Annotated in this window: 23 protein-coding genes; 11 read left to right on the top strand and 12 right to left on the bottom strand. The window is 74.1% G+C overall.

From position 1 onward, the window contains the following. Positions 1-5: 5 nt before the first annotated feature. From Z164_RS0114785 to Z164_RS0114760, 6 genes are all read right to left on the bottom strand, one after another. Positions 6-1,064, bottom strand: a complete 1,059-nt coding sequence (locus Z164_RS0114785) for an alpha/beta fold hydrolase (protein WP_024891458.1) — start codon at positions 1,062-1,064, stop codon at positions 6-8. Positions 1,065-1,220: 156 nt separating this feature from the next. Next, positions 1,221-1,544 (bottom strand): hypothetical protein, encoded by a 324-nt coding sequence (locus Z164_RS0114780; RefSeq protein WP_024891457.1) that lies wholly within the window; start codon positions 1,542-1,544, stop codon positions 1,221-1,223. Further along, entirely contained in the window at positions 1,544-2,890 is a 1,347-nt protein-coding gene (locus Z164_RS0114775) for an ABC transporter permease (protein WP_024891456.1), read from the bottom strand. The genes Z164_RS0114780 and Z164_RS0114775 overlap by 1 nt, the downstream gene beginning before the upstream one ends. Positions 2,891-2,893: 3 nt before the next feature. Beyond that, on the bottom strand, positions 2,894-4,051 hold the full coding sequence (locus Z164_RS0114770) for an ABC transporter permease (protein ID WP_024891455.1): 1,158 nt from the start codon (positions 4,049-4,051) through the stop codon (positions 2,894-2,896). A gap of 36 nt (positions 4,052-4,087) precedes the next feature. Next, positions 4,088-4,813 (bottom strand): ABC transporter ATP-binding protein, encoded by a 726-nt coding sequence (locus Z164_RS0114765; RefSeq protein WP_052338465.1) that lies wholly within the window; start codon positions 4,811-4,813, stop codon positions 4,088-4,090. Next, positions 4,810-6,057: an efflux RND transporter periplasmic adaptor subunit gene (locus tag Z164_RS0114760; RefSeq protein ID WP_024891453.1), complete on the bottom strand. Its 1,248-nt coding sequence runs from the start codon at positions 6,055-6,057 to the stop codon at positions 4,810-4,812. The genes Z164_RS0114765 and Z164_RS0114760 overlap by 4 nt, the downstream gene beginning before the upstream one ends. A 206-nt stretch (positions 6,058-6,263) precedes the next feature. On the opposite strand from Z164_RS0114760, the gene Z164_RS0114755 reads away from it, so the two are divergent. From Z164_RS0114755 to Z164_RS0114740, 4 genes are read left to right on the top strand one after another with little or no spacing between them, the layout of a single operon-like run. After that, positions 6,264-7,199, top strand: a complete 936-nt coding sequence (locus Z164_RS0114755; protein ID WP_024891452.1) for an ABC transporter ATP-binding protein — start codon at positions 6,264-6,266, stop codon at positions 7,197-7,199. Further along, positions 7,196-7,969: an ABC transporter permease gene (locus tag Z164_RS0114750; protein WP_024891451.1), complete on the top strand. Its 774-nt coding sequence runs from the start codon at positions 7,196-7,198 to the stop codon at positions 7,967-7,969. The genes Z164_RS0114755 and Z164_RS0114750 overlap by 4 nt, the downstream gene beginning before the upstream one ends. A gap of 53 nt (positions 7,970-8,022) precedes the next feature. After that, positions 8,023-9,909 carry a CIA30 family protein gene (locus tag Z164_RS0114745; protein WP_152540955.1) on the top strand — a complete coding sequence of 629 codons (1,887 nt, stop codon included), beginning with the start codon at positions 8,023-8,025 and terminating at the stop codon, positions 9,907-9,909. A gap of 1 nt (position 9,910) precedes the next feature. Further along, positions 9,911-11,110, top strand: coding sequence for a sensor histidine kinase (locus Z164_RS0114740; RefSeq protein WP_081770209.1), 1,200 nt, complete (start codon positions 9,911-9,913; stop codon positions 11,108-11,110). Here Z164_RS0114740 and Z164_RS0114735 read toward each other — a convergent pair. Next, entirely contained in the window at positions 11,107-11,517 is a 411-nt protein-coding gene (locus Z164_RS0114735; RefSeq protein ID WP_024891448.1) for a type II toxin-antitoxin system VapC family toxin, read from the bottom strand. The two genes, Z164_RS0114740 and Z164_RS0114735, sit on opposite strands and share 4 nt — an antisense overlap. Next, complete coding sequence (locus tag Z164_RS0114730; RefSeq protein WP_024891447.1) at positions 11,514-11,780, bottom strand: type II toxin-antitoxin system prevent-host-death family antitoxin; 267 nt, start codon at positions 11,778-11,780, stop codon at positions 11,514-11,516. The genes Z164_RS0114735 and Z164_RS0114730 overlap by 4 nt, the downstream gene beginning before the upstream one ends. Before the next feature lie 169 nt (positions 11,781-11,949). Between Z164_RS0114730 and Z164_RS0114725 the strand changes: the two genes are divergently transcribed. The 4 genes from Z164_RS0114725 to Z164_RS0114710 all read left to right on the top strand — a co-directional run bounded on the left by Z164_RS0114725 (position 11,950) and on the right by Z164_RS0114710 (position 15,275). Beyond that, positions 11,950-12,552: a response regulator transcription factor gene (locus Z164_RS0114725; RefSeq protein WP_024891446.1), complete on the top strand. Its 603-nt coding sequence runs from the start codon at positions 11,950-11,952 to the stop codon at positions 12,550-12,552. A 71-nt stretch (positions 12,553-12,623) separates the two neighbouring features. Next, the gene (locus Z164_RS0114720) at positions 12,624-12,821 is read left to right on the top strand and encodes a zinc-finger domain-containing protein (protein ID WP_024891445.1); all 198 of its coding nucleotides are present in this window, start codon (positions 12,624-12,626) and stop codon (positions 12,819-12,821) included. A 13-nt stretch (positions 12,822-12,834) separates the two neighbouring features. Beyond that, a complete protein-coding gene (locus Z164_RS0114715) occupies positions 12,835-13,944 on the top strand; it encodes a glycosyltransferase (protein ID WP_024891444.1) in 1,110 nt (369 codons plus the stop codon). Beyond that, positions 13,941-15,275 (top strand): O-antigen ligase family protein, encoded by a 1,335-nt coding sequence (locus tag Z164_RS0114710; RefSeq protein ID WP_024891443.1) that lies wholly within the window; start codon positions 13,941-13,943, stop codon positions 15,273-15,275. The genes Z164_RS0114715 and Z164_RS0114710 overlap by 4 nt, the downstream gene beginning before the upstream one ends. Before the next feature lie 31 nt (positions 15,276-15,306). Here Z164_RS0114710 and lpxL read toward each other — a convergent pair whose 3' ends face one another. Further along, complete coding sequence (lpxL, locus tag Z164_RS0114705; RefSeq protein WP_024891442.1) at positions 15,307-16,251, bottom strand: LpxL/LpxP family Kdo(2)-lipid IV(A) lauroyl/palmitoleoyl acyltransferase; 945 nt, start codon at positions 16,249-16,251, stop codon at positions 15,307-15,309. A 49-nt stretch (positions 16,252-16,300) separates the two neighbouring features. Here lpxL and waaA point away from each other — a divergent pair, with 49 nt between their 5' ends. Further along, positions 16,301-17,629: a lipid IV(A) 3-deoxy-D-manno-octulosonic acid transferase gene (gene waaA / locus Z164_RS0114700; protein WP_024891441.1), complete on the top strand. Its 1,329-nt coding sequence runs from the start codon at positions 16,301-16,303 to the stop codon at positions 17,627-17,629. A 180-nt stretch (positions 17,630-17,809) separates the two neighbouring features. On the opposite strand, the gene Z164_RS0114695 is transcribed toward waaA, so the two are convergent. The 3 genes from Z164_RS0114695 to Z164_RS0114685 all read right to left on the bottom strand — a co-directional run bounded on the left by Z164_RS0114695 (position 17,810) and on the right by Z164_RS0114685 (position 20,714). Then, a complete protein-coding gene (locus Z164_RS0114695) occupies positions 17,810-19,177 on the bottom strand; it encodes a TolC family outer membrane protein (protein WP_024891440.1) in 1,368 nt (455 codons plus the stop codon). Between the two features lie 87 nt (positions 19,178-19,264). Next, the gene (locus tag Z164_RS0114690; protein ID WP_024891439.1) at positions 19,265-19,927 is read right to left on the bottom strand and encodes a protein-L-isoaspartate O-methyltransferase family protein; all 663 of its coding nucleotides are present in this window, start codon (positions 19,925-19,927) and stop codon (positions 19,265-19,267) included. 121 nt (positions 19,928-20,048) lie between these two features. After that, complete coding sequence (locus Z164_RS0114685; protein ID WP_024891438.1) at positions 20,049-20,714, bottom strand: TetR/AcrR family transcriptional regulator; 666 nt, start codon at positions 20,712-20,714, stop codon at positions 20,049-20,051. 67 nt (positions 20,715-20,781) lie between these two features. Between Z164_RS0114685 and Z164_RS0114680 the strand changes: the two genes are divergently transcribed. Together Z164_RS0114680 and Z164_RS0114675 are read left to right on the top strand one after the other, a co-directional pair. Continuing rightward, positions 20,782-21,915 carry an efflux RND transporter periplasmic adaptor subunit gene (locus Z164_RS0114680; RefSeq protein WP_024891437.1) on the top strand — a complete coding sequence of 378 codons (1,134 nt, stop codon included), beginning with the start codon at positions 20,782-20,784 and terminating at the stop codon, positions 21,913-21,915. 321 nt (positions 21,916-22,236) lie between these two features. Then, positions 22,237-25,407 (top strand): efflux RND transporter permease subunit, encoded by a 3,171-nt coding sequence (locus Z164_RS0114675; protein WP_024891436.1) that lies wholly within the window; start codon positions 22,237-22,239, stop codon positions 25,405-25,407. The last annotated feature ends 18 nt before the right edge of the window (positions 25,408-25,425 follow it).

Below are 25,425 nucleotides of genomic sequence, written 5' to 3'. Positions count from 1 at the left end.
GGCGCTCAGCGCGCGGCGAACCCCGTGCGCGCGCAGGGGCGCTCGAACCAGTCGATCACGGTCGGCGCCAGCCGGTCCAGCCGCATCGGCAGGCTGAGGTGGTCCTCGCCTTCGAGCTCGAGGTAGCGCGCGTGTGGCGCCGCGGCGGCCAGCGCGCGGCCGTGCGCGACCGGGACGTGGCGGTCGGCGGTGCCGTGGACCAGCAGCACGCAGGCCGGCGCGCGCGCCAGCGCCGCGCCGACGTCGACCTCGTCGAGCGACAGGTGCAGCGCGCGGCCGGCCTGCGCGATCGCCGCGTCGAGCGCGGCGGCATCGGTGCGCCAGCGCATCCAGTGCTGCAGCGCACGCTGCCCCCAGCCCTCAGGTTCGGTCGCGAGCATGTGCGGGACCATGTCGCGGATCGCCGCGCCAGCGTTGTCGAACGATTCCAGCGCCACCACCCGCTCGGCCCGCAGCGCCGGATCGGCCGCGGCGAACAGCGCCGTGGCCGCGCCGTAGGACACGCCCATCAGGTGCAGGGGGCCGGCGATCTCGCCGCGCGCGCGCAGCGCCGCGACCGCATCGACGACGTCCGCGGCCTCGCGGGTGCCGTAGCCCGAGGGGCCGTGGCCGGAGCGGCCGTGGTTGCGCAGGTCGATCGCGATCGTGCGGTAGCCGGCCTCGGCCAGCCGCAGCGACCACGGCAGCAGCGAGCCGCCGTCCATCATCCAGCCGTGCAGCAGCACCACGGTGCCGCGCGGGGCCGGTGCCGGTGCGGTCGGCACGTCGAAGTCGAGCGCGAAACGGATGTCTTCCGCGTGCGCGCCGCGCGACCAGGCGTAGCGCAGCCGGTAGTCGCCCGGATCGAAGGCGCTCCAGAACAGTGCCACCCCGTCGCGCGCGGGCACGTGGCCGCTGCGATGGGGCAGGCGCGCGTAAGCGGCCTCGATGCGCTCGCGCGGCAACAGCGGCGAGGCCCCGGACGGCGCGACCAGATGGCCGGCCAGCGCCGCCGGGCGCCCGGGCAGCGAGCCGAAGCCGGCGACCAGCAGGCAGGCGAGGATCAGGCAGGCGAGGCGCATCATCCGGGCGGGGGAGGGCGAACGGGCCGCGCAGACTAGCCGACGGCGGCGCGGCCCTCTATCGCGTTGCGATGACAATGCGGTGACAGTGCGGCGTCCGTTCATCGCGACCGGCCGATCGCATCGGCACCGCGCGGTGCCGGGCGCGGAACGCCGCGCTCAGCCCGGCGCGCGCGCCAGCAGCCAGGCGATGGCCGCGCCGCCGACGGCGAGCGTCGCGCCGGCCGCGATCCACCAGCGGCGCGCGCGCAGGCGCAGCCGGCGCACGCGCTCGGCGTGCAGCGCGCGTGCGCGCTCGATCAGCGGCGCGGCCTGCGCCCCGGCGCGGGCGGTCGCGGCCTCGCGGCCGAGCCGGCCGCTCTCGACGGCCAGGTCGGCGTCCTCGTAGCAGGCGAACACCTGCCGGTGCAGATCGGCGTAGCGGCGCTCCAGTTCCGCGCTGGAGAGCGCGCGCAGCGCCGCCGCGTCCTCGGGCGCGGCCATCAGGTTTCCCGCAGCGCGGTGGTGACCGGCAACTGCGCCGCGCGCAGCGCGGGGAACAGGCCGCCGACCAGGCCGATGCCCAGCGCCCACTTCAGCCCGTTCCACAGCAGCTCGGGGGTCACCCGGAACTGGAACACGACCTGGCTGAAGTTGCTGCCCAGCGTGGACACGCTGTAGTTGTTGAAGACCAGCCAGGCCAGCAGGCCGCCCAGCGCGCCGCCGGCCAGCGCCAGCAGCATCGTCTCCAGCATGATCGCCACCACCACCGGCACGCCGCGGAAGCCGATCGCGCGCATGGTGGCGATCTCGCGCGCGCGGGTGGCCACGGCGGCGTACATGGTGTTGAGCGCGCCGAACACCGCGCCCACCGCCATGATGGTGCCGATCACCTTGCCGAGGATGTCGATCAGCGTGGACAGCCCGCCGGCCTGGCGGCGGTAGTACTCGCGGGTGGTGGCCACGTCCAGCTTCAGCCGCGGGTCGGCCTCCACCGCGGCCTTGAAGCGCGCGTAGCCGTCGGGGCCGCTGGTGCGCACGGTGATCGACTGGTAGATGCTGTGGGAGGCCGCGGCGGCCAGGGTCTCGGCGTCGGTCCACAGCTCGGACTCGTGGGCGTCGCCGGAGGCGAAGGCGCCGACCACGGTCCAGCGCTGCTTGCCCAGCTGCAGGGTGTCGCCGACTTCCAGGTCGCGGAACTGGTTCTGCGCGCCCAGGCCGACCACGATCTCGTTGAGCCCGGGGCGGAAGCGTCGGCCCTGCACGATGCGCACCTTGTCGTGCACCGCCCAGGCCAGCGGGCCGACGCCGCGGAACTGCGCGTTGACGTCCAGGCCTTCCGACTTCGAGACCAGGTTGACCACCTGCGACAGCTCGGCCGACAGCAGCGGCCGGCCCTGCGCATCGCGCGCCACGCCGGGCAGGGTCGCCAGCAGCGGCACCTGTTCGCGGGTGATGACGGAGTTGGTCTCGGCCTGCGAGCCGCCGCGCAGCACGATCGCGGTGCGGTCGTCGCCGGTGCTGGCCAGGGTGGCCTCGAAGCCGCGGCCCATCGCCAGCATCGCCACCAGCACGCCGACCACGCCGGCGATGCCGACCACGATCACCGAGGAGGCGCCCCAGCGCTGCGGCAGGCTGCCCAGGCCGATGCGGGTGGCCGCCAGCGCCAGGCGGCCGCTGCGCGTGCCCCGCAGCCACGCGGCCAGCAGCAGCGCGAGCAGCAGCACGCCGGGCCAGGGCAGGGCGACCCAGACCGCCAGGCCGACGGCCAGCAGCAGCACCGACAGCGCGGTGCGCAGCCAGCCGGGCAGGCCGCGGCGGCGCGAGGCGGGTGCGGTCGCGGCGCTCATGGCCTAGCGCCCCGCCAGCGCATCGACGATGCGCAGCCGGCTCGCGCGCAGCGCCGGCAACAGGCCCACGATCACGCCGATGGCGACCATCAGCGCCAGCCCGGTCAGCCAGGTCTGCGCCGGCACGCCGGGCAGGGCGATCATCCCGCCGCTGGCCGCGCTCACGCCGGGCATGACCCCGGCCGCCAGCGCCAGCCCGGCCAGGCCGCCGATCAGCACCAGCAGCACCGATTCCACCATCACCAGGGCCAGCACCGTGGCGTCGGTGAAGCCCAGCGTCTTCAGCGTGGCCAGCTCCGGGATGCGGTCGCGCACGGCCTGGGCCATGGTGTTGCCGGTGAGCAGCAGCAGGGTGAAGAACACCGCGCCCATGATCGCGGTGACGATCAGGCCGATGTCGCCGAACTGGCGCGCGAAGGACTGCTGGAACGCGGACTCGGTCTGGGTCTTGGTCTCGTGGTCGGAGTTGGCCGACAGCGCGTCGATGGCCTGCGCCACGCGCGAGGCGTCGTCGGGATCGGCGAGCTGCACCGCGAACCAGCTCACCCGGTCGCGGATGTAGTCGTTGGACTCGTTGAAGTACTTCCAGTGCATCATCAGCTGGTTTTCCGCCTGCACCTGGCTGCGGTCGCGCATGCGGAAGATCGCCTTGAGCTCCAGCGGCCAGTCGTTGCTGCCGTTGCGCGGGAAGATCGTGGCCTGCAGCGGGATGGTGTCGCCGATCTTCCAGCCGAACTTGCGCGCCAGCGACTCGCCCACGATCGCGCCGGCCTGGGTGTCCTGGAAGGCGCGCAACTGCTCCGGCGGCACCTCGAACTCGCCATGCACCTCGAAGTAGTTCGGCGAGACGGAGAAGTTGGGAAAGAAGTTGCGCCGGTCCTGGTAGATGCCGCCGAACCACATCGCGTAGGCCACCCGGCGCACGCCGGGCACCGCGGCGATCTCGTTGGCCAGGCGCATCGGCAGCATCTCGGTGATCGACAGCCTGGAGGCGACCACCAGCCGGTTGGCGCCGTCGACGCTGCCGCCGGCGCTGAAGGCCACGCGCACCGAATCGAGCATGCCGAACAGCATGAACGCCGCCACCACCGACAGCAGCGTCAGCAGCGTCCGCGTGCGGCTTCGGAACAGCTGCGCCCACACCAGCGAGAAGTACTTCACCGGCGCCCCCCGGTTGCCGGCGCGCGCGCCGGCGGCTCAGTGCGGTACGGCCGGCGCATCGACCAGTTCGCCCTTGTCGAGGTGGATGGTGCGGGTGGCGTATTCGGCCGCGCGCGGGTCGTGGGTGACCATGACGATGGTCTTGCCGTAGTCGCGGTTGAGTTCCTGCAGCAGGCCCAGGATCTCCTCGGCGGACTGGCGGTCGAGATCGCCGGTGGGCTCGTCGCAGATCAGGAACGTCGGGTCGGAGACGATCGCCCGCGCGATCGCCACGCGCTGCTGCTGCCCGCCCGACAGTTCGTTGGGCTTGTGGGCGCGGCGCTCGGCCAGGCCGACCAGGGTCAGCGCGATCTGCGCGCGGCGGCGGCGCTCGGCGGCCGACAGCGAGGTCAGCAGCAGCGGCAGCTCCACGTTCTTCTGCGCGGTCAGCATCGGCATCAGGTTGTAGAACTGGAACACGAAACCGACGTGGCGGCTGCGCCAGTTGGAGAGCTGGCCGGCCGACATGCGGTCGATGCGTTCGCCCTCGATGGCGATCTCGCCGGAGGTCGGCGAATCCAGCCCGCCGATGAGGTTGAGCAGGGTGGTCTTGCCGGAGCCCGACGGTCCCATCAGCGCGACGAAGTCGCCGCGCGGGATGTCCAGGTCGATGCCGTGCAGCACGTCCACCGTCTCCGGTCCGCGGCGATAGGCCTTGTGCAGGCCGCGGATGGTCACCAGCGGCGCCGCGGCCTGCACGGCTTGCGCGCCGGCGTCGGTCATGGCGCCCGGCCGGCGTCGTCCGCCGCGGCGGCCACGCGCACGCGCGCGCCGTCGGCCAGCGTGGGCGGCGGGTCGAGCACCACCGTCTCGCCGGCGGCCACGCCCGAGAGCACCTGCAGGTCGCCGGCGAGGTCGGCGCCGGTCTCCACCGGGCGCTGCGCGACCCGGCCGTCCTCGACCACGAAGGCCACCTGGGCGTCCTCGCGCTGCACCACCGCATTGGCCGGCAGGCGCACGCCCGCCGGCGCGTCCGCGCCCGCGGTCGACGGCGGCTGCAGGAAGCTGACCCGCGCGCCCATGTCCGGCACGATGCGCGGATCGCGCACCTTGAGCGCGATGCGCACGCGCACCGTGGCCTTGCCGCGGTCGGCGGCGGGGATGATCGCGATCACTTCGGCCGGGATCTTCCAGTCCGGGTAGGCGTTGAGCGTGGCCTCGACCGGCATCTTCGGCGTCACCCGGCCGATGTAGGCCTCGCCGACGTCGACCTCCACCTCCAGCGAATCCATGTCGACGATGGTGCCGATGCCGGTGCGGGTGAAGCCGCCGCCGGCCGACAGCGGCGAGACGATCTCGCCCGGCTGCGCCGCCTTGGCGGTGACGATGCCGGCGAACGGCGCGCGCACCACGGTGTTGTCCACGCCGATGTCGGAGATCGCGAGCTGGTCCTGCGCCACCTGGGCGTTGCGCTGCGCGGTCTCCAGCTCGGCGCGCAGCGCGTCGCGCTGGGCCACCGCCTGGTCGTACTGCGAGCGCGACACCAGTTGCCGGCCGACCAGCGCCTGCAGGCGGGACGCCTCGGCCGTGGCCTGCTCCAGCCGCGCGCGCACCCCGGCCAGCTGGCTGCGCGCCGCGGCCAGCTGCGAGGCCGCCAGCGCGCGCTGGGCGTCGGCATCGACCGGGTCGAGCGTGGCCAGCACTTCGCCTTCCTCCACCCGCTGGCCTTCCTCGATCATCACCTCCAGCACGCGTCCGGTGATCTTGGCCGAGACGGTGGCGGTGCGCCGGGCCACCACGTAGCCGCTGGCGTCGAGCACCGAGGCGCTGGCGCCGCCGGGCTCGATCGCGGCGGCGACCGCGGTGCGCACCTCGGGCGCGGCGCCCAGGCGCGGCAGCAGCAGCGCCGCCAGCAGCGCGAGCACGGCCGCGCCGATCGCATAGGGCAGCCAGCGCCGGCGCCGGGGCGGCGGCGCTGCGCCGCGGTCGATGCGCAGTTCCTTGAGCAGATCCGCTTTCGTGTTCATGTGGGCCCAGATGCGGGAATGGCGCGGAATGTGACCGGGCTGCCGGCGGCTTCGCCGGCCGTCGCGGCCGCAACGGATGGCGCCAGTGTGCCTGCCGCCGGTGCCCGCGGTCACCTGACGCCTGTCATGCGCGATCGCTGACGCCTGCGACTGCCGCCGTACCGGCGCCGCGCCGAGACTGTGGGCGAATCCCGACGAGCGCCGCCATGACCGCATGCTGTTCGCCCCGAACGCCGGAGCCCGAGCCGCTGGCGCTGTTGCGTGGCGTGCGCCGCCGCCGCGGCGCGGTGCAGGCGCTGGACGGTATCGATCTGGAGCTGCCGGGCGGCCGGCTGACCGCGCTGCTCGGGGTCAACGGCGCCGGCAAGAGCACCGCGATCGAGGTGCTGCTGGGGCTGCAGCCGGCCGACGCCGGCGAGGCGGCGCTGTTCGGGCTGCCGCCGCGCGCGCGCGGCGCGCGCGAGCGCACCGGCGCGATGCTGCAGCAGGCACAGCTGCCCGAGCGCCTGACCGCGGGCGAACTGCTGCAACTGGTGCGCAGCTACTACCCGGCGCCGCGCAGCGTGGCCGATTGCGTGGCCCTGGCCGGGCTCGACGGCCTCATGGGGCGCCGCTACGGCCGCCTGTCGGGCGGCCAGCAGCGCCGCGTGCAGTTCGCGCTGGCCTTGTGCGGCCGGCCGCGGCTGCTGTTCCTGGACGAGCCGACCACCGGCCTCGATGCCGGCGCCCGCGCCCAGGTGTGGCGGGCGATCCGGGAACTGGTGGCCGGCGGCGCGGCGGTGCTGCTGACCACGCATTACCTGGAGGAGGCGGAGGCGCTGGCCGACCGTGTCGTCGTGCTCGACCGCGGGCGGTTGATCGCCGCCGGCGAGCTCGCCGCGGTGCGCGGCCGGGTCTCGCGGCGGCGGGTGGCCTGCCGCTGCGCGCTGGCGCCGGAGACGGTGGCCGGCTGGCCCGGCGTGCACCGGGCGGTGCGCGAGGGCGAGCGGCTGGTGGCCGCCTGCGACGACGCCGAATCGCTGGTGCGCCGCCTGCTCGACGCCGACCCCGCGCTGGCCGAGCTGGAAGTGAGCCGCGCCGGCCTCGCGGACGCCTTCGCGGCGATGACCGGCACCGAAGCGGCGCGGGAGGACGCGGCATGAGCCTCGACACGAGACGGCCGCGCGCGCCGGCGCAGCGCCTGCACGCGTTCGCGATGGAACTCCGCTGCGAGGGCATGCGCCTGTGGCGCGAACCCATGTACGTGCTGCCGACGTTGCTGTTGCCGGTGGCGTTCTACGCGATGTTCGGCCTGCTGCTCGGCGGCCGCGGCGACGGCGGCGCGGCGCGCTACCTGCTGGCCACCTACGGCGTGTTCGGCACCATGGCCGCGTCGATGTTCGGCTTCGGCGTCACGGTGGCGATCGACCGCGAGCGCGGCTTCCTCGCCCTGCGGCGCGCGCTGCCGGCATCGCCCGCCGGCTGGATGCTGGCGCGCATGCTGATGGCGATGCTGTTCGCCGCGGCGATCGCGCTGCTGCTGGGGCTGCTGGCGGCGGGTTTCGGCGGCGTGCGGCTGGCCGCCTCGCAGTGGCTGCTGCTGGCCGCGGTGCAGGTGCTGGGCGCGCTGCCGTGCTGCGCGATCGGCCTGTACCTGGGCGCGCTGTGCAGCGCCAACGCGGCGCCGGCGGTGGTGAACCTGCTGTTCCTGCCGATGGCGTTCCTGTCCGGCCTGTGGCTGCCGCTGTCGATGCTGCCGGACGCGCTGGAACGCATCGCGCCGGTGTGGCCGTCGTGGCATCTGGCGCAGCTGGCGCTGGCGGCCATCGACGATGCGCCCGCCGACGGCGTGTGGATGCACCTGCTGGTGCTGGCGGTGGTGGCGGCGTGTTGCTTCGTGCTGGCGATGCGCCGCCTGGCGCGGGTGGGTTGAGCGGCGCGGCGCGCGGGCGCGCGATGGCGAACGACGAACGAGGAGACAGGCAGATGACGAGCAGGAAGATCCGGAGGGCCGGCCGCTGGCTGGACATGGCGGTGGCGGCGGTGCTGATGGCGGTGCTGGGCGGGGCGGTGGCGCGCTGGGCCGGCCCGCTGGCGGATGCGGCGGAGGGCGAGGCGGCGCCGGCCGGCGCGCCGGCGTTCGCGATCCGCGACGTGCGCATCTTCGACGGCGAGCGCGCGATCGAGCGCGGCACGGTGGTGGTGCGCGACGGGACGATCGCGGCGGTCGGCGCCGACGTGGCGGTGCCGGAGGGGCTGCCGACGATCGACGGCGCCGGCGGCACCCTGCTGCCCGGCCTGATCGACGCCCACGTGCACGCCTGGGGCGAGGCCCAGGCCGACGCGCTGCGCTTCGGCATCACCACCGCGCTCGACATGCACGGCATGGCCGAGCGCCTGCCGGCGCTGCGCGCGCAGCGCGAGTCGCGCGCGCCGACCGCGCAGGCCGACCTGTGGGCGGCCGGCTACGCGGTCACCGCGCCGGGCGGCCACGGCACCCAGTACGGGTTCCCGGTGCCCACGGTCGATGCCGCGACCGACATCCCGGCCTTCGTCGCCGAGCGCGTGGCCGAGGGCGCCGACTTCGTCAAGCTGATCGTCGAGGACCTGAGCGGCTACGACGCCGAACGGCGGCTGCCCACGCTGTCGCCGGCGCAGGTGCGCGCGGTCGTCGCCGCCGCGCATGCCCACGACAGGCTCGCGCTGGCGCACGTCTCCACCGCCGCCAGCGCGCGCGAGGCGCTGGCCGCCGGCGTGGACGGCTTCGTGCACGTGTTCGACGATGCCGTCGCCGACGACGCATTCGTGGCCGAGGCCGCCGCGCGCGACGCGTTCGTGGTGCCGACGCTGTCGGTGATCGCGTCGGTCGCCGGCGACGATGCCGGCCGCCGGCTGGCCGCCGACCCGGCGCTGTCGCCGCTGCTGAGCGCGGGCCAGCGCGCCAGCCTGGACGCGACGATGGCGGGGCAGCCGCGCCCGCAGCGCCTGCGCGATGCGCTGGAGAGCGTGCGCCGGCTGCACGCGGCCGGGGTGCCGATCCTGGCCGGCACCGACGCGCCCAACCCCGGCACCGCGCACGGCGCCAGCCTGCACGGCGAACTGGACCTGCTGGTGCGCGCCGGCCTGAGCCCGCGCGAGGCGCTGGCGGCGGCGACCTCGCGGCCGGCCGAGCGCTTCGGGCTGCGCGACCGCGGCCGCATCGCGCCGGGCCTGCGCGCGGACCTGGTGCTGGTGGACGGCGACCCGCTGACCGACATCGCCGCCACCCGCGCGCTCCGCGGGGTGTGGAAGAACGGCCATCGCGTGGCGCGTGCGACGCCGCCCCCGGAGACCGCCGGCGCCGCGCCGCAGGCGACGCGGATCGCCGACTTCGACGGCGAAACGATCGAGGCCGCGTTCGGCAGCTGGCAGCCGACCAGCGACCGCATCGCCGGCGGCGCGTCGGACGTGCGCCTCGCGCTGGCCGAAGGCGGCGCGGCGGGCTCGCGCGGGGCGCTGGAGGTGAGCGGCGAGATCGCGCCGGGCTTTGCCTTCCCGTGGGCGGGCGCGATCTTCTTCCCGGGCGCGCAGCCGATGCGGGCGGTGGACCTGTCCGAACGCAGCGAGCTGGTCTTTCATGCGCGCGGCGACGGGCGCACCTATCAGGTGATGCTGTTCTCCGGCGCCTCCGAGCAGGCCATGCCGAGCATGCAGCCATTCGTCGCCGGCCCCGAGTGGCGCGAGGTGCGCCTGCCGCTGTCCGCGTTCGCCGGCGCCGATCCCTCGCGCCTGCGCGGCATCGCCTTCGCCGCGGGCCTGCCGGAAGGCGCGTTCGCGTTCCGCATCGATGGCGTCGAGCTGCGCCGACCGCCGCCCGCGGACGATGCGCCGTGACATGATCGGCGCGGGCGCTCCCGCCCGCGCGCCAGGACCGCAGGTGCCTCCCCCGACCTTCCCGCGCCGGTTCTCGCCGGCGCCCGATTCCCGGTTCGCCGTCAGCCGCCGCCACGGCCGGCCGCCGTGGGCCGACGCCATCCACCTGCTGTGGTCGGCGTGGGTGTTCGTCGTTCCGATGTTCTCCCCGCACGGCTACGACCTGCGCTGGGCGCTGCTGACGGCGCTGTCCTATCCGCTGTTCCTGGCGCTGTTCGCCGGCAGCCTGCTCGCGTCCCAGACGCGTGTGCGCCGGTACGCCCTGGGGATGATCGCGCTGTGCCTGGCGCTGCTGCCGTGGTACCCCTCGGGCCTGAGCTATTTCGTCTTCGGCTGCGTGCTGCTGGGCGCCGGGGGCTGGCGCTCGGTCTGGGCCTACCTCGGCGCGCTGCTGCTGCTCAACGCGCTGCTGCTGCTGTGGGCGCGCGGCATCGGCTACCCCTGGTCGGCGCTGGCGTGGCTGCCGGTGACCACGCTGGTCATCGGCCTGATCGTGCAGGTGGAGCGGCGGATCGAGGACAAGGACGCCGCGCTGCGGCTGTCGCACGAGGAGGTGCGGCGGCTGGCGGCGCTGGCCGAGCGCGAGCGCATCGGCCGCGACCTGCACGACCTGCTCGGGCACACGCTGTCGATGGTGGCGCTGAAGTCCGACCTGGCCGCGCGCCTGCTGGCGCGCGACCCGGAGGCCGCCCGTCACGAGATCGCCGAGGTCGGCCGCGCGGCGCGCGAGGCGCTGGTGCAGGTGCGCGGCGCGGTGAGCGGCATCCGCGCCGCGGGCCTCGCCGGCGAACTCGCCGCGGCGCGGCTGCTGCTGGAGACCAGCGGGATCGCGTTCGACTACCGGATCGGCGAGCGCTTCGCCGAGCGCGCATTGACCGCGGAGGCGGAGAGCGCGCTCGCGCTGGCGGTGCGCGAGGCGGCCACCAACATCCAGCGCCACGCCGGCGCGCGGCGCGCCGAGGCCGTGCTGGCGGTGGAGGGGGGCGAGGCGGTGCTGCGGATCGCCGACGACGGCCGCGGCGGCGCCATCGTGCCCGGCAACGGGCTGTCGGGCATGCGCGAGCGCCTCGAGGCCCTGCGCGGCAGCCTGCGCATCGAGGCCGGGCCCGGCCGCGGTACCCGGCTGCTGGCGCGGGTGCCGCTGGCCGCTGACGGCGCCTAACCGAGGAGGGACACGTTGAGCCCTTGGACCCGCTGGAACGACGCGTCGCCCGTCAGCAGCACGTGCGCCGGCCCCAGTTGCAGGCAGCTCGCGGCTTGCAGGGCATCGGGCGTGCGCAGCCCGTGCCGGACGCGAATGGCGGTGGCCAGCTCCACCACGTCCCGGCCCAGTTCCACCCACACCAGGTCCGGTCGCGCGAAGAAGGCATCGAACAGCGCCAGGGTCGAGGCGTCGCCTTGCCTGAGTGGCCCCGCCCGACATTCCAGCCAGGACAGGCGGCTGACCGCGGCGCCCAGGCCGGGATGCGCTTGCGACACCGCGGCGAGCTGGCTGCGCACGCGTTGCGCAAAGGGCTCGTTGCCCTCGATCAGATAGATCAGGACGCTGGCGTCGAAGAACGCAATCACCAAGCGCGCTCGTCGGCCAGCGATGCGTCGATGTCCGCCTTGTCGCGGTGGCCGGCGGCGGGTTGCGCCAGCAGCCATTGCAGGGCGGTCATACCGGGGCGGCCGGGCGGCTGCTCGCCGGTGAGACGCAGATAGTCCTCCTCGCTGAGCACGACCGCGGCCGGCTTGTTGCGCTTGACGATCCGCAGCGGACCCCGCTGGAGGCCTTCTTCGATCGCGGCCATGCCGCGGCGTTTGATCTCGGCGACGGTCACGCTGTTCATGGCGCTGTTCCAGTACTTTTATGAGGGCTGATGATACCGATTTCGGTACTGTCTTTCCATCGTGCGCGCTGGCCTTGCCCGTTTCCGGCGCTGCCGCGCGGTCTGGGAGGCCGGCGATGCCGGCGCGCTCTGCTAACGTCGCGCGCATGCCGCCGCGCCGCGACCGCCGATGATCCGCATCCTGCTGGCCGAGGACCAGGCGCTGGTGCGCGGCGCGCTGGCCGCGCTGCTGGGGCTGGAGCCGGACCTGGAAGTGGTGGCGGCGTGCGCCGACGGCGAGCGCGCCTGGGCCGAGCTGCAACGGCTGACGCCCGACGTGCTGGTCGCCGACATCGAGATGCCCGGGATCACCGGCCTGGAGCTGGCGCAGCGGGTACAGCGCCACGGGTTGCCGGTGCGGGTGGTGATCGTCACCACCTTCGCCCGCGCCGGCTACCTGCGGCGCGCGCTGGACGCCGGGGTGGCCGGGTACCTGCTCAAGGACGCGCCGGCCGAGCAACTGGCGCAGGCGCTGCGGCAGGTGCACCGCGGCGGCCGTGCGATCGATCCGCAACTGGCGCTGGAGGCGTGGTCGGAGCCCGACCCGCTCAGCGATCGCGAGCGGCAGGCGCTGCGGCTGGCCGGGGAGGGGCTGTCTGCGGCCGAGATCGCCGCCCGGCTGCGCCTGTCGCACGGCACCGTGCGCAACTACCTGTCCGAGGCGATCGGCAAGCTCGGCGTGGGCAACCGCATCGAGGCGTACCGGCTGGCGCGGCAGAAGGGCTGGCTCTGAGCGCCCGCCCCGGGGGCCCGTATCCGCGCTTGCCGGTAGACTGTAGCCCCCGTTCCGCCCGGCCTCCTGCCATGTCCGCATCCGCCCAGCCCGAACAAGCCAACGCCCAGCAGCGCTACGAGGTCCACCGTAGCGACCTGCCGCTGAGCTGCCCGCTGCCGTCGATGGCGCTGTGGAACTCGCACCCGCGCGTGTACCTGCCGATCGAGGCCGAGAACGGCGAGGCCGATTGCCCCTACTGCGGCGCGCACTTCGTCCTTGTCGACTGAGCGCGCTGCGCCCGTGCGCCGGCTGCGCGTGGTCCAGCTGCTGCCGGCGCTGAACGCCGGCGGCGTGGAGCGTTCGACCCTGGAGATCGCGCGGGCGCTGGTGGCGGCCGGCCACGAGGCGTTGGTGGTGTCCGCCGGCGGCCGTCTGGTCCCCGCGCTGGAGGCGGCCGGCGCCGAGCACGTCGCGATCGACATCGGACGCAAGTCGCTGTTCGCCCTGCGCCACGCGCGCACGCTGCGGCGGCTGTTCGCCGAGCGCGCGCCCGATCTGGTGCATGCCCGCTCGCGGCTGCCGGCCTGGCTCGGCTGGCGGGCGCTGCAGGGCCTGCCGGCCGCGCGCAGGCCGCGCTGGGTCACCACCGTCCACGGGCTCAACTCGCCCTCGCGCTACAGCGCGATCATGACCCGCGGCGAGCGCGTGATCTGCGTGTCGGAGACGGTGCGCGCCTACGTGCTCGCGCACTACCCGGGCACCGATCCGCAGCGGCTGCGGGTGATTCCGCGCGGGATCGACCCGGCCGCGTTCCCGCGCCGGCCCGCGCCCGACCGGGCCGCGCGCGCGGCGGTGGCGGCCGCGCACCCGGCGCTGGGCGGCGACGGCCCGCTGCTGCTGCTGCCCGGCCGCGGCACCCGGCTCAAGGGCCACGGCGACGGCATCGCCCTGCTGCGCGCGTTGCGCGCCGACGGCCTGGATGCGCGGCTGTGGATGCCCGGCGCGCGCGAGCCCGGCCGCGAGCGCTACGTGGCCGAGCTGGAGTCCGAGGCGGCGTCGGCGGGCGTGGCCGGCGCGCTGGCGCTGACCGCGCCCACCGACGCCATCGCCGAGGCCTATGCCGCCGCCGATCTGGTCCTGCAGCTCTCGCGCAAGCCCGAGGCCTTCGGCCGCACCGTACTGGAGGCGCTGTCGGTCGGCCGGCCGGTCCTCGGCTGGGCCCACGGCGGCGTCGGCGACCTGCTGCGCGAGCGCCTGCCGGAGGGCGCGGTGGCGCCGTTCGATACCGACGCGCTGGCCGCGCGCGCGCGCGCGCTGCTCGCCCGCCCGCCGGCGATTGCTACGATGCCCGACACCCTCGCGGCCATGCAGGCCGCCACGCTCGCCGTCTACGCCGAACTCTGCCCATGATTCCGACCCCGCCCCCCGCCGCTTCCGAGGCGCCCGGATGGCGCTGGGCGCCCCACTGGGTGCTCGCCTTCGTGGCCCTGTGGCCGATGCCCGGCTACGCCGAGGGCGTGATGGTGGTCGGCGCGCTGATCGCGATCGTGCGCCTGCTGATGGCGCGCTTCCGCGGCGGCAAGGCACTGCTGAGCCCGCAGGCCTGGGCGCTGACCACGGTGCTGTTCGCCGCCTACTGGCTGCCGGAGGTGTTCTCGGTGATCGGCGCGGTCGATCCGGGCCGCAGCGCCCGCGAGGCGGTGGTGGACATCCGCTACCTGCCGTTCCTGTGGCTGGTCGCCGCCGCGGTGGCCGACGACCGCGGCCTGCGCATCACCCTCGGCGGCATGGCCGTCATCGTCGCGGTGTGGACGCTCGACGCGCTGGTCGAGGGCCTGTTCGGCACCAGCCCGCTGTTCTGGGGCCTGGACGCGGCCAAGCAACTGGTCAGCGGCCGGCCGATGTGCAGCGCCGAGGACGTGGCCGCGCTCGATCGCCTCGGCGGCGTGCTGGGGCCGTGCAACCTCAAGATGGGCGTGGTGCTGGCCAGTCTGTCGCCGTTCCTGCTCTACGCCGCCGGCCGCCGCTTCGGAGCGGCCGGCTGGATCGCGGCGGCCGCCGCGGTGGGCGTGATCGTGCTGCTGGCCGGATCGCGCGCGTCCTGGATCACCTACGCGCTGGTGCTGCTGTTCTCCGGTTGGCGGCTGCTGGGCTGGAAGCGCCTGCTGCTGGTCTTCGCCGCCGGCGCCGCGCTGATGGCCGCGCTGACCGTGTTCTCGCCGCAGGTGCGCGAGCGGGTGGCGCGCACCGCGCAGGCGCTGAGCGCCGACGACTCCGGCGTGGACATGGCGCTGTCCGGCCGCGCGCGGATCTGGGGCTCGGCGGTGTGCATGATCGGCGAGTCGCCGGTCAACGGCGTCGGCGTGCGCGGCTTCCGCAAGGCCTTCGACGGCTGCGACCCGGCCGCCGGCGAGATGCCGGTGTGGGGCGAGGGGCCCGCGCTGCACGCGCACCAGATCGTGCTGGAGGTGGCCTCGGAAACCGGCGTGCTGGGCCTGCTGCTGTGGCTGGCCGGTGCGGCCATGGCCTGGCGCGCCTGGCGCTATGCCGATGCGGCCGCGCGCGAGCGCGCGCGCCCGGCGATGCTGGCGCTGGCGGTCACGGTGTTCCCGCTCAACACCCATCTCGCGTTCTATTCGACCTTCTGGGGCGGGCTGACCCTGCTGCTGGCCGCGCTGTACGCCGGCAGCCTGCTGGGGCGTACGGCGCGCCCGCCGGAAGCCGCGCCCGCGACGGCGTAGCGCAGCGGGCGCGCCGCCGCGCGGTATGCCGTCAGGCGGGGTCGCGGGCCGAGTCGCCGTAGACGTCGCGCCCTTCGGGCTGGCGCTTGAAGCGGCGGTGGATCCACAGGTACTGCGCCGGCGCCGCGCGCGCCATCGCCTCGATGCCGGCGATCACCCGCGCGGTATCGTCGTGCGCGCTGGCGGAAGGGAAGTCCGCCAGCGCCGGCGACAGCCGCAGCGTGTAGCCGCCGTCGGCGCGTCGCTCGTGCTGGAACAGCACCACCGCCGCGCCCGACATCCGCGCCAGCTGGTGGGTGGAGGTCAGGCTGTGCGCGGGCTGGCCGAAGAACGGCACGTAGACCGCGTCGCCGCGGCTCGGGTCCTGGTCGGGCGCGTACCACAGCAGGCCGCCGCGTTTGAGGTGGCGCACGGTGCCGCGCACGTCCTGCTTGGGGAACATCGCCTGCGCGTAGCGCGCCCGTCCGCGCCGCACCGCCCATTCCATCGCGCCCTCGGCGTGCGGGCGGTACATCCCGGCCAGCGGCACGTGGTCGCACATCAGCCGCCCGCAGACCTCCAGGGTGGTGAAGTGCCCGGACACCACGATCACGCCGCGGCCGCCGGCGCGCGCCGCCTCCAGGTGTTCCAGGCCTTCCACGACCAGGCCCCGGCGCATCGGCGCCACCGAGCCCCACCAGGCGCGCGAGAACTCGAAGAAGCCGATGCCCAGCGCGTGGAAATGCGCGCGCAGCAGCGCATCGCGCGCGGCCGCGTCCAGCTCCGGGAAGCACAGCGCCAGGTTCCGCGCGGCCACCTCGCGGCGCTGCCGCAGCGCGCCGCGCAGCGCATCGCCCAGCGCCCGCCCCAGCGCGCGCTGCCAGGACCACGGCAGGCGGGCCAGCGCGGCGGCCAGCCCGATGCCCAGCCATGCCGGCCAGTGGCGCGGGCCGAGCGGGGGAGGCGTCCCGGCGCCGGAGGGGGAGGAGGCGGACATGCGGGCATTTTACCGGCGCCGTCCGCGGGCGCGGTTATCCTTTCGCCCCATGTCGATCCTCCGCACCGAGCGCGTGCTGCGCGCCCTGTACTCCGCGCTGCTGTACGTGCTGGTGCCGGTGACCGTGTATCACCTGATCTGGCGCGGCTTCCGCCAGGCCGAGTACCTGCACCGCTGGAGCGAGCGCTACGCGGTCTACAGCAGCGAGGCGCTGGCCGCCACGGTGTGGGTGCACGCGGTCTCGGTGGGCGAGGTCAACGCCGCCGCGCCGCTGATCGACGCGCTGCTGCGCGAACGCCCCCACCACCGGCTGCTGGTCACCACCATCACCCCGACCGGCTCGGCGCGCGTGCGCGCGCTGTGGGGCGACCGCGTGGAGCACGTCTACCTGCCCTACGACCTCACCGGCGCGGTGCGGCGCTTCCTCGATCACTACCGGCCGCGGCTGGGGCTGATCGTGGAGACCGAGCTGTGGCCGAACCTGCTGTTCTGCTGCCGCGACCACGGGATCCCGGTCTACATCGTCAACGCGCGGCTGTCGGCGCGCTCGCTGCGCGGCTACCGCACCCTGCGCCCGCTGCTGGGGCGCGCCTTGCGCACGTTGCGCGGGGTGGCGGCGCAGTCGGCGGACGATGGTCGCCGCTTCGTGCGGCTGGGCGCGCGCGCGGAGCAGGTCGTGGTCACCGGCAACCTCAAGTTCGACATGTACGTCGATCCGGCCTGGGCCGCCTTCGTCGAGGACTTCCGCGCCCGCGTGGGTCCGCGGCCGGTGTGGATCGCGGCCAGCACCCACCCGGAGGAGGAGGCGGCCGTGGTCGCGCTGCACCGGCGGCTGCGCGCGCGCTGGCCGGATCTGCTGCTGCTGTGGGCGCCGCGTCATCCCGAGCGCTTCCGTGCCGCCGTGCAGGCCGCCATCGACGCGGGCTTCGGCACCGCCACCCGCACCCTCACCCGCTGGCCCGATGCGGGCGACGCGGTGTTCGTGATCGACACCCTCGGCGAGCTGCTGCGCTACTACGGCTGCGCGCAGGCGGCGTTCGTCGGCGGCAGCCTGCAGGACATCGGCGGCCACAACCTGCTCGAGCCCGCCGCCACCCGCACCGCCATCGTCACCGGTCCGCACCTGCACAACTTCGCCGACATCGCCCGCCAGCTGCAGCGCGCCGGCGCGATGCGCATCGGCCAGGACGCCGACGGCGTCGGCGATGCGCTCGAGGCGTTGCTGGCCGATCCCGGCGAGCGCGCGCGCATGACCGAGGCCGCCGCCGCCCTGGTGGAGCAGGGCCGCGGCGCGCTGCGGCGCACCCTGGCGCTGGTGGAGGCGGACCTGGCGGCGATCGACGAGACGCCGGCCGTGGCGGCGCTGGCGCGCGATTGACGGGCCAGGCACCGGGGCCGGGGGCTGGGAGCAGAGGAAAGGTGCTTCTGCCGAGCGACGGACGACCATGCCGCGCACGATGGTCTGGTCGGGGCCGTGGGACATGGTGCCCGGTATCAAGCACCACGAAAAAGCCCCCGCGGACGGGGGCTTCCGGTGCCGGTGCGAACCGCGCCGACGCTACTGCTGCGCGCCGGTCGGCGCGGTCGGGGCGGTGGCCGGGGTGCGGGCATCCACGGTCAGCAGGCGGTTGATCTCCTGCAGGTCAGAGATGTCCAGGGTGCCCACGGCCTGCTCGAGCAGCAGCCGGTTCTGCAGGAAGCTGTAGCGCGCCAGCGCGTACTGCTGTTCGGCGCTGAGCAGGTTCTGCTGGTTGATCAGCACGTCCACCACGGTGCGGGTGCCGACTTCCAGGCCGACCTCGGAGGCCTCGTAGGCGGCGCGGGCGGAGATCACCGCCTGGCGGCGCGCCTCGACCTCGGTCACGCCGGCGACGACGGTCTGGTAGGCGTTGCGGGCGTTGCGCTCCAGCGCGCGACGGGTCTGGATCAGCTGGTCCTCGGCGATGTCGCGGCTGGCGATGGCCTGGCGCACGCCGGACTGGGTGGCGCCGCCGGAGAAGATCGGCACGGTCAGGGTCAGGCCGATGCTGTGGCCCTCGGAGCGGCGCGCGCCGGTCGGGTTCTCGGGGGTGACGTTCAGGTCGCCCCAGTAGGTGTTGTTGTTGTAGCCGGCGCCCAGCGCCAGCCGCGGCAGGTGGCCGGCCTTGGCGCCGGTGACGTTGTGCTCGGCGGCGCGCACGGCGTATTCGGCCGCACGCAGCGAGGGGTTCTGCTCCAGCGCCGCGGCCACCCAGGCATCGGCGTCGCCGCCGGCGGGCAGTTCGGGCTGGAAATCCTCGGGCAGCGCACGCAGGTTGCGCACCGGCACGCCGGTGATCTCGGCCAGGGCCTGGTAGGCGTCCTCCAGCGCGTTGCGGCTGGTGATCACCCGCGCGCGCGCGTCGTCGAACTGGGCGCGGGTCTCGTGCACGTCGGTGATCGGCGCCAGGCCGACCTCGAGGCGCCGGCTGGCGAAGTCGAACTGCTTCTGCAGCGCTTCCTGCGCGGCCTCGGCCGCGGCCAGGGTCTCGATGGCGACCAGCACGTTGAAGTAGGCGGCCGAGGTGCGGGTGATGAGGTTCTGGTTCTCGGCTTCCAGGTCCAGCCCGGCGGCGACGTTGAGCTGGCGCTGGGCGCGGTAGCTGGAGATCAGGCCGAGGTCGAACACGGTCTGGTTGAGGCTGGCGCCGAGCGTGCGCGTGCGGGCGTCGCCGTCCTGGCCGGCCACGTACTGGCGGTTCAGCCCGACGCTGCCGTTGAGCTGCGGCAGCAGCTGCGCGCGCGCCTGCACCTCCGACTCGCGCGAGATGGCGCGGTTGGATTCGGCGATGGACAGTTGCGGGTCGCCGCTGCGGGCCAGTTCGTAGGTCTGCACCAGGTCCTGGGCGAAGGCCGACGCGGGCAGCAGGGCGAGGGTCAGGGCGAATGCGAGGGGGCGGCGCAGCATGGAGGGTCCTTGGCTTCGGTGGAACGACCGCGCCGCACGGGGCGCAGGCGGGGGCGGGGCGCGCCCGCGCGGATCAGAACGCGTGGATCAGAGCTGGAACTCCGCGGCCGGTTCGGCCCCGGCGAGGTAGGCCAGCTCGGTTTCGAACAACGATTCGATGCGCACGGCGTTGACATCCTCGCCGGTGCGATGGATCAGCACCGCCTCCATCGCCGGCGCCCGGCCGCGCACCGCGAACAGGCGTCCACCCGGACGCAGCCACTCGAGGAAACGTGACGGCACCTGGTCCACCGCGGCGTTGACGCAGATCGCGTCGAAGCGGCGCGTGGTCTGCCAGGCCAGCGCATCGGCATGTTCCACGGCGACGTTGAGCACGCCCAGTTCGCGCAGGCGCTCGGCGGCTCCGGCGGCCAGGTCGGCGTGGCGCTCGAGCGAGACCACGTCGCGGCCGAGGCGGCCCAGACAGGCGCTGACGTAGCCGCTGCCGGTGCCGATCTCCAGCACGTCCTCGCCGTCCTGGACCAGCAGCGCCTGCAGCAGGCGCCCGGCCACGACCGGCTTGAGCATGCGCTCGCCGTGGGCCAGCGGGAGCTCGATGTCGCCGTAGGCCATCGCCCGGTAGGGCGCGGCGACGAAGCGCTCGCGCGGCAGTTCGGCCAGCACGTCGAGCACGCGCAGGTCGAGCACGTCCCAGGGTCTGACCTGCTGTTCGACCATGGCTTCGCGGGCGGCGGCGTAATCGATCGTCATCGTGCGGTCTCGTGCGCGGGGAGCGCGATTTTACCGGGCCGGGCCGGTGGGGGCAGCATGGGGCGGGGGGCGGTGGGCGCTGAGTGCCAGAAGTCACCGCGACCGCGGTCATGGGGCGAGTTCATCGCGGCCTGCCGTAGGCGCGCAGGAACATGTCCACGCAGGCGGCGATGTGCGCCTCCTGCGTGTCCGGGTCGAGTTCCGAGCGCTCGCAGCAGCCGAACACCAGGCGCTGGTGGGCCTCGCCCTTGAGCAGGGCGAAGAACTGCGAGGAGGCCAGCGCCACGTCGTCGATCCGCAGCTCGCCGGCGGCGATGCGCCGCTCAAGCATGGCGGAGAACTTGTCCTGCACCCGCTGCGGCCCGCTCTCCCAGAACAGCTGCGCCAGGCGCTTCTCGACCATCTGCGGGGTGCACAGCATGCGGTGGCCGGCGATGGCCTGCGGCGAACTGATCATGCCGAAGAACGCCCTGCCCACCGTCATCAGGCGCTCGCGCAGCGGCACCGCGGGATCGGGGTCGAAGGCCGAGGTCGGCATCTGCTTCTCGCAGTGACCGCGCGCGGCCTCGGCGAACAGGGCCTCCTTGTCGCCGAAATGGCTGTAGACCGTCAGCTTGGAGACGCCCGCCTCGGCGGCGATCTGGTCCATGCTGACGCCCTCGTAGCCGTGCCGCAGGAACATGCGCTCGGCGGCGGCCAGGATGGCCGCGCGCTTGGCCATGTCCTTGGGGCGGCCGGGGCTGGCCGTGGGCCGGACCGCGGGCTTGCTGGAGGCTTGTTGGGGCATCCGACAATACTAGACCAATCAGTTTGATATTTATACTCTACGCCCCGGCTCCTTCATCGCCTTCCGCATGAACGCCCCACGCCTGCTGTTCCGCGCCGCGCTGCTGGCCGCGGCGCTCTTCACGTCCGCCTGCGGGCGGGACGAGGCCGCGCCCGAGGCGGCGCGGCCGGTGCTGGTGGACGCGGCACCGGCGGGCGCCGCGGCCGCGGCGCTGGCCCTGCCGGGCGAGATCCGCGCGCGCGAGGAGAGCCCGCTGTCGTTCCGGGTCGGCGGGCAACTGATACGCCGCCACGTCGATGCCGGCGCCGAAGTCCGCCGCGGGCAGGTGCTGGCGGAACTGGATTCCGGCGACCTGCGGTTGCAGGTGCAGTCGGCGCAGGCGCAATACAGCGCCGCGGAGGCCGAGCTGGTGCGCGCCCGCGCCGAGCAGGCCCGCTATGCGGAGCTGGCGCGGGAGCGGCTGGTCAGCGCCTCGGCGCTGGAGGCGCAGACCACGGCGCTGCGCGCGGCGGAGGGCCAGGCCCGTGCCGCGCGGGCGCAGCTGGACGTGGCCCGCAACCAGTCGGACTATGCCGAACTGCGCGCGCCCGAGGACGGCGTGATCGCCAGCCGCGAGGCCGAGGCCGGGCAGGTGGTCGGCGCGGGCCAGACCGTCTACGTGCTTGCCGCCGACGGCGCCCGCGAGGTCGCCATCGCGCTGCCCGAGACGCGGATCCACGCGTTCTCGCTGGGCCAGCCGGCGGAAGTGGAGCTGTGGAGCGCGCCGGGCCGGCGCCTGCCTGGGCGGATCCGCGAGATCGCGCCGGCGGCGGATCCGCAGGCGCGCACCTACGCCGCGCGGGTGGCGCTGGACGATGCCGCGCTCGACGAAGTAGCGCTCGGCCAGAGCGCGCGGGTCTACCTGCGGCAGGCCGCGGACGCACCGCGCAGCGTGCCGCTGTCGGCGGTACAGCGCGGCGAGGACGGCGCGCCGGTGGTATGGATCGTCGCCGCCGACGGTACCGCGCAGCCGCGACCGGTCGAGCTGGGCGCCTACGGCGAGGAACGGGTGCCGGTACGCTCGGGCCTGCCGGAGGACGCCCTGGTGATCGCCGCCGGCGCGCACCTGTTGCGCCCGGGTCAGCGGGTGACCCCCGTCGACCGCAACAACCGCCCCATCCAACCGAACGTCCCGAAGCCGGATGGCGCGAAGGCCGACTGATGCCGACCGAAGCGGCTCCCGCCTGGCACCGTCGCCCTTCCCCCGCCTGCGGGGGAAGGGATGGGATGGGGGCGACGCATCCAACCGAACGCCCCGAAGCCCCGCCCGGAAACGATTCCGTGACCGCCCCGGAGCGACTCCCGCCCGGCACCCTCGCCCTTCCCCCGCTTGCGGGGGAAGGGATGGGATGGGGGCGATGAGTCCAGCAGAGCCCCCAGAAGCGCCCGCATCAGGCGCTTCGCGCCACCTTCTCCCGCTAGCGGGAGGAGGGGCAGTTGCTCACGTCCTTCCCCTTGACGCCTGCCGCATCCCGCCCGCCTCATGAGCCGCTTCAACCTTTCCGAATGGGCGCTGGGCAACCGCGGGCTGGTGCTCTACGCGATGCTGGTGGTGGCGATCGTCGGCACCTGGTCGTACCTGCGCCTGGGGCAGTCGGAGGATCCGCCCTTCACCTTCAAGGCGATGGTGATCCGCACGGTCTGGCCCGGCGCCACCGCGCAGGAGGTCTCGCGCCAGGTCACCGAGCGCATCGAGAAGAAGCTGATGGAGACCGGCGACTACGAGTTCATCCGCTCGTATTCGCGGCCCGGGGAGTCGCAGATCGTCTTCATGGCGCGCGACTCGATGCGCTCGCGCGACATTCCCGAGCTCTGGTACCAGGTGCGCAAGAAGGTCGGCGACATCCGCGCCACGCTGCCGCAGGACGTGGTGGGGCCGTTCTTCAACGACGAGTTCGGCGATACCTTCGGCAACATCTACGCGCTGACCGGCGCCGGCTTCGACTACGCCGTGCTCAAGGACTACGCCGACCGGCTGCAGCTGCAGCTGCAGCGCGTGCAGGACGTGGGCAAGGTGGAGCTGGTCGGACTGCAGGACGAGAAGATCTGGATCGAGGTCAGCAACACCCGGCTGGCCACGCTGGGGATCCCGCTGGCGACGGTGCAGGAGGCGCTGGCGCAGCAGAACGCGGTGACGCCGGCCGGCTTCTTCGAGACCGGGAGCGAACGCGTGCAGCTGCGCGTGGACGGCGCGTTCGATTCCGTCGAGGCGATCCGCGCGTTCCCGGTGCGCGCCGGCGACCGCACCATCCGCCTGGGCGACATCGCCACCGTCCGCCGCGGCTTCGCCGACCCGGCGGCGCCGCGGATGCGCTTCATGGGCGAGGACGCGATCGGCATCGCGGTGTCGATGCACGACGGCGGCGACATCCTGCGCCTGGGGCGGGCCCTGGAGGCGGAGTTCGCGCGCCTGCAGGAGACCCTGCCGGCCGGCATGCAGCTGCGCAAGGTGGCCGACCAGCCGCGCGCGGTGAAGGATTCGGTGGGCGAGTTCGTGAAGGTGCTGGCCGAGGCGGTGATCATCGTGCTGCTGGTGAGCTTCTTCTCGCTCGGCTTCCGCACCGGCCTGGTGGTGGCGGTGTCGATCCCGCTGGTGCTGGCGATGACCTTCGCCGCCATGCACTACTTCGGCATCGGCCTGCACAAGATCTCGCTGGGTGCGCTGGTGCTGGCGCTGGGCCTGCTGGTGGACGACGCGATCATCGCGGTGGAGATGATGGCGATCAAGATGGAGCAGGGCTACAGCCGGCTGAAGGCGGCCAGCTACGCCTGGGACCACACCGCGTTCCCGATGCTCACCGGCACCCTGGTCACCGCCGCCGGCTTCCTGCCGATCGCCACCGCCGCATCCTCGACCGGCGAGTACACGCGCTCGCTGTTCGAGGTGGTGACGATCGCGCTGGTGGTGTCGTGGATCGCGGCGGTGCTGTTCATTCCCTGGCTGGGCGACCGGATGCTGCCCGATCTCGCCCGCCCGCGCCCGCCGCGGGCCGGCTCGCCGGCCGCGCGCTGGCGGGCCTGGCGCCAGCGCATGGCCGACCGCCACCCGGCGCTGGCCGCCGCGATCGCGCCGCGTCCGCCCGATGCGCACGGCCAAGACCCCTACCAGCGCCCGTTCTACCGCCGCTTCCGGCGCTGGCTGGAATGGTCGCTGGTCCATCGCTGGCTGGTGATCGGACTGACCGCGGCCGCGCTGGTCGCCTCGGCGCTGCTGTTCCGCTTCGTGCCGCAGCAGTTCTTTCCCGACTCCACCCGGCTGGAGCTGATGGTCGACATGGAGCTGGCCGAGGGCAGCTCGCTGCGCGCCACCGAGGCCCAGGCGCTGCGGTTGGAGGCGATGCTGCGCGACCGCCCGGGGGTGGAGAACTACGTCGCCTACGTGGGCACCGGTTCGCCGCGCTTCTACCTGCCGCTCGACCAGCAGCTGCCGGCGGCGAACTTCGCCCAGTTCGTGGTGACGACCGCCGACACCGCCGCGCGCGAGGACGTGCGCGAATGGCTGATCGGGGAGGTCGCGCCGCGCTTCCCGGAGCTGCAGCTGCGCGTGACCCGGCTCGAGACCGGGCCGCCGGTCGGCTACCCGATCCAGCTGCGGGTGTCCGGCGAGCACATCGACCGCGTGCGCGCGATCGCGCGCGAGGTGGCCGAACGGGTGCGCGCGAACCCGCACACGGTCAACGTCAACCTGGACTGGGACGAGCCCAGCAAGGTGGTGCGCCTGCGCATCGACCAGGACCGCGCGCGGGCGCTGGGCGTGAGTTCGCAGCAGGTCGCGCAGTTCCTGTCGGGCTCGCTTTCCGGGCTGCGCGTGAGCGTGTACCGCGAGGACAACGAACTGATCGAGATCCTGATGCGCGGCCCCGCCGACGAGCGGACCGGCCTGGAGATGCTCGGCAGCCTGGCGGTGCCGACGCCGGGCGGCCCGGTGCCGGTGTCGCAGATCGCCGCGCTGGAGTACGCGTTCGAGGACGGCATCATCTGGCACCGCGACCGCCTGCCCACGGTGACCGTGCGCGCCGACATCCGCGACGCCACCACGCCGCCGACGGTGATCGGGCAGATCCTGCCCACGCTCGAGGACATCCGCCAGGCGCTGCCGCAGGGCTACCTGCTGGAGACCGGGGGCACGCTGGAGGACTCGCAGCGCGGCCAGGACTCGATCGCCGCCGGCATGCCGCTGTTCCTGTTCGTGGTGATGACCCTGCTGATGCTGCAGCTGCGCAGCCTTTCGCGCAGCCTGCTGGTGCTGCTGACCGCGCCGCTGGGGCTGATCGGGGTGACCCTGTTCCTGCTGCTGTTCCGGGTGCCGTTCGGCTTCGTCGCCATGCTCGGCACGATCGCGCTGGCCGGCATGATCATGCGCAACTCGATCATCCTGGTCGACCAGATCGAGCAGGACATCCGCGCCGGGCATGCGCGCTGGGACGCGATCGTGGAGGCGACGGTGCGGCGCTTCCGTCCGATCGTGCTGACCGCGCTGGCGGCGATCCTGGCCATGATCCCGCTCTCGCGCAGCGTGTTCTTCGGGCCGATGGCGGTCGCGATCATGGGCGGACTGACCGTCGCCACGGTGCTGACGCTGATCTTCCTGCCCGCGCTGTACGCGGCCTGGTTCCGGGTGAAGCGGGACGAGGCGCCCGCGGCGGGCGGCTGACGCGCATCGGCGCGACGT

Source organism: Luteimonas huabeiensis HB2 (genome assembly GCF_000559025.1).
GTDB lineage: Bacteria > Pseudomonadota > Gammaproteobacteria > Xanthomonadales > Xanthomonadaceae > Luteimonas > Luteimonas huabeiensis.
The sequence above is the reverse complement of the archived record's forward strand: the minus strand, read 5'-3'. Positions and strand labels throughout refer to the sequence as shown.